Source organism: Methylobacterium amylolyticum (assembly GCF_030700245.1).
Lineage (GTDB): Bacteria > Pseudomonadota > Alphaproteobacteria > Rhizobiales > Beijerinckiaceae > Methylobacterium.
Map to the genome: position 1 here is coordinate 1 of NZ_JAUYZI010000121.1, position 3858 is coordinate 3858.

Below are 3858 nucleotides of genomic sequence, written 5' to 3' on the forward strand. Positions count from 1 at the left end.
GAGAGGTGGCTCGGTTTGTCTGAACAGCGACCTGGGCCTGGATAGGTGGATGTCCTGCCGGGTTCAGGCGGCCGCGGGATGCGGCTGCCTGTTGAAGTAGGCTTGGTTGGGGGTGCGTCGATCAAGGCTCGAATGGGGCCTTCGGTCGTTGTAGAAGGTCAGATACCGGCTGATCGAGGCGCGGGCCGTGCTCACGGTGTCGTAGGCCCGCAGATAGATCTCCTCGTACTTGATCGATCGCCACAGCCGCTCGACGAAGATGTTGTCGCGCCACGCGCCCTTGCCATCCATGCTGATGGCGACACCGGCCTTCAGCAAGACACTGGTGAAGGCGTGGCTGGTGAACTGCGCTCCCTGATCCGTGTTGAAGATCTCCGGCCTGCCGTGCCGGGCGAGCGCTTCCTCCAGGGCCTCGACGCAGATGTCGGCCTCCATCGTGATCGACACCCGCCAGGACAGGACCTTGCGGCTGAACCAATCGATCACGACGGCCAAGTAGACGAACCCGCGCGCCATCGGAACGTAGGTGATATCCATCGCTCAGACTTGGTTAGGTCGGTCGATGGTCAGCCCGCGCAAGAGATACGGGTAGATCTTGTGCCCCGGCGCAGGCTTCGAGGTGTTCGGTTTGCGGTAGAGCGCCTCGATGCGCAGGCGCTTCATCAGCGTCGCGACATGACAGCGTCCGATCGTGATGCCCTCCTTGTTCAAGAGATCCCGCAGCATCCGGCTCCCCGCAAAGGGAAGTTCGAGATGCAGTTCGTCCATCCGCCGCATCACGGCCAGATCGGCCGCCGGGACCGCACGCGGCAGGTAGTACACGCTGCCCCGGCTGATCCCGAGCGCCTTGGCCTGTTTGGCGATGGGAAGATTGTGCTCGCGATCGATCATCGCTTTGCGCTCAGCAGACCGGCCTTGCCGAGCGCGCCGGACAAAAAATCGTTGGTCAGCGTCAACTCGCCGATCTTGGCGTGCAGCGTCTTCACGTCGATGGCCGGGGTTGCCTCCGGCCGGGCCGCGGCTCCGAACACCCCGGCTGCCCCTTCGAGAAGCTGAGCTTTCCAGGCCGTGATCTGATTGGGATGCACATCGAACTGCTGAGCCAACTCGGCCAGGGTCTTCTCGCCGCGCAGGGCGGCCAAAGCCACCTTCGCCTTGAAGGCCGGGGCGTGGTTCCGACGGGTACGCTTGCTCATCGTCGCTCCTGATCCGCAGCCATCCTGGCCGCCGTCAGATTGCCCTATGCCCCGAGGGTGATCCGTGCGATGGCTGAGTCTATCGCCGGATGGATAGCCCCAGGCCCCGGTGACTGAGCGACGGGTGCGCTGGCCTGTATTCAGCAGGCTTGTAGATGAAGCGCATTCCTCCGTCCGTCGACCTGGACGCGCCCCCCGCTCCGGAAAATCAGAATGTGATACCATTTCGGATCATCAGCACATCTGTGCGCCGATCCAATGTGGCCATGTCGGATAAACTCGAAAATCTTTTTAACCAGCTCACTTCACGCCAGCGCAATCTTATTATGGCCGCGGCAAAAAACGAAAAATATACTCCACATAGTGTAATCCGGCAAATCGCCGAGTTGGAAACCGCTATATCTGCCGTGGCGGATTTATGGGCCGAGGAAGAGGGTTCGCGGAAGTAAAGCCTGCCCGGGTGCGCCCGCCCGACAGTAGTTGTTTCGGGAATGTGAATAGCACACGGTCGTTGTCATGCCGACTCAGCAAGGCCACGCCGAGACTCTGAGCGTCCGCGATGTAATCTTGCGCAATCACCAAAAGGGCTTTGATCGCCGCATCCCGTGCGGCGTGAGCGTTGGGCTGATCCCGCGTGAAGCGAAAAGCCGGTGTAGGCGAGTTCGCTCACCGCGCGGCCTCCCATGCAGTTACCACCCTAGTCAACGCCGCCTTCAAAGCGACCCTGGCTTCCTCAAAGCTTTCATAGTCGAGGACGGATCGGTCGTGGACTATGCCTGCCCGCCTGATTGTCCATGTGAAGCGATCGTTGCCGGAGCGGGACCGCTTCACGTCTACGGCGAAAGGATGAAGGGGCAAGGGCATTCCCGACCATGCCACGTGCAGTCACCGGCACCAAGCGCGAATTAAGCGGGGGGCAGGCTGGCCCGCTATCAGTCACGCTGATCCAAGCTGCGCAGGCGGCGCCCCCTGCATAGAGCCGATTGCGCTCAGCCAAAAGCCGGAACTGGTGGCGGTCTGGTACGCTCGGCATCGCTCGATGTATGGCTACACTTACCCCTTCCGCTCGCCCTGGTGCGCGAGGCGCTGGAGGCACTGCGGCTGCACTGATCCGGCTTATCCTGTCGATATTTTCTCGACACAGGCAGCCTTTTGCCCCGCTAAACTATTAGACCGCCAAGGGTCATGTCCGAGCTATGCGTGGATTTGGGTGACGAGGGCGATCAGGCGGCGCGGTGATCTGGGCACGCGATGACCTCGGTCCCGTCGCGGAAGATGACGCCGGCCACGACCTTCGGCAACTGGTTTTCGCCCTTCAGGCGCCGCCACGTCTTCGAGGCCGCCATCACGAGCTTGAATACCATCAGCTTGGCGGTCGTAGGGGAGAGCGCGCCCTTGGTCCGCACCGTGCGGTGCCGGACGGTCGCGAACACGCTCTCGATCGGGATCGTCGTCCAAAGGTGGTCCCAGTGCTCGGCGGGGAAGTCGAAGAAGGCCAGCAACGCCTCCCGATCCTTGGTCAGGCAATCGGCGGCGCGGGGGTACTTGGCCCCGTACTTCTCGACGAAGGCGGCCAGCGCCGCCTCGGCAACCGCGCGGGTGGGCGCGGCGTGGATCTCGCGCAGGTCCGCCCTCATCGTCGGCTGAACGGACTTGGGCACCTTGTTCAGGACGTTGGCGGTCTTGTGGACCCAGCAGCGCTGATGGCGCGTGCCGGGCCAGACCTCGTCGAGCGCCTTCCAGAAGCCGAGCGCGCCGTCGCCCACCGCGATCTCCGGCGCGATGGCCAAGCCGCGCCGCTTCACGTCGACGAGCAACTCGCGCCAGCTCTGGGCGCTCTCGCGCACCCCCACCTGGAAGCCGACGAGCTCCTTCCGCCCCTCCGGCGTAGCCCCGATCAGCACCAGCATGCACTCGGCCTGATCCTCCATCCGCGCCTGCAGGTAGACCCCGTCCGCCCAGACGTAGACGTAGCGGCGCGCCGAGAGATCGCGACCCTGCCAGCGGGCGTACTCGTCCGCCCAGGTCGCCGTCAGCCGCGTCACGACCGCGGGCGAGAGGTTCGGGGCGTCACGACCCAGCAACGCTGACAGCGCTTCCTGGAAGTCGCCCGTCGACACGCCGCGTAGGTACAGCACCGGCAGCAACGCATCGAGGCTGCGGGTGCGCCGCGCCCACTTCGGCAGGATCGTCGAGGCGAACCGGACCCGGTCCTCGCCCCCCGTCGCACCGCGATCCCGGACGCGCACCCGCGTGGCGGGTCAGACAGCGCAGAGGACGCGCTGCCGTAGCAACTCGAAGCCGGCGCGTCCGTACATGCTGCGCTTGATCATCTTCAGGCGACTGATGTGGCCCTCCGCCGGGCCGGTCGACCACGGCAGCGCGATGGCGTTCGTGATGCCGGCGGCGTCGCGCTGCAAGCTGGCGGCGAAGCGCTTCAGCGCGCTTGACCGCGCCGCACGCAGCCAATCCTCGACGGCCTCCGTGGACTGCCCGCGCAGCATGGCCGCCAGCCGGGCCGCCAGATCGGCTGCGCCGACCAAGCCTGGTGCCTGACGCCGCAGCCGCTCGATGAACACGCCATCCTCACCCTCGCCCGCGCCGACACCACCCTGCAGGAGCCGGGCGATGCGTCGCGTCCCCGGCGGTTTCCAAGGAGGCG

At 64.9% G+C, this 3858-nt stretch carries 2 protein-coding genes and 2 pseudogenes; 1 reads left to right on the forward strand and 3 read right to left on the reverse strand.

Features of this window, described 5'->3' with window-relative positions:
• Nucleotides 1–63 precede the first annotated feature (63 nt).
• A pseudogene (locus Q8W71_RS32550) lies at nt 64–1196 on the reverse strand (IS3 family transposase).
• Nucleotides 1197–1351: 155 nt separating this feature from the next.
• Between Q8W71_RS32550 and Q8W71_RS32555 the strand changes: the two are divergent.
• Entirely contained in the window at nt 1352–1645 is a 294-nt protein-coding gene (locus Q8W71_RS32555; protein WP_305529447.1) for a hypothetical protein, read from the forward strand.
• A 774-nt stretch (nt 1646–2419) separates the two neighbouring features.
• On the opposite strand, the pseudogene Q8W71_RS32560 reads toward Q8W71_RS32555, so the two are convergent.
• Nucleotides 2420–3457 (reverse strand): annotated as a pseudogene (locus Q8W71_RS32560) (IS256 family transposase); the annotation flags it as partial.
• On the reverse strand, nt 3458–3858 hold a 401-nt coding region (locus Q8W71_RS33060; protein ID WP_305529333.1), incomplete at its 5' end, for a transposase.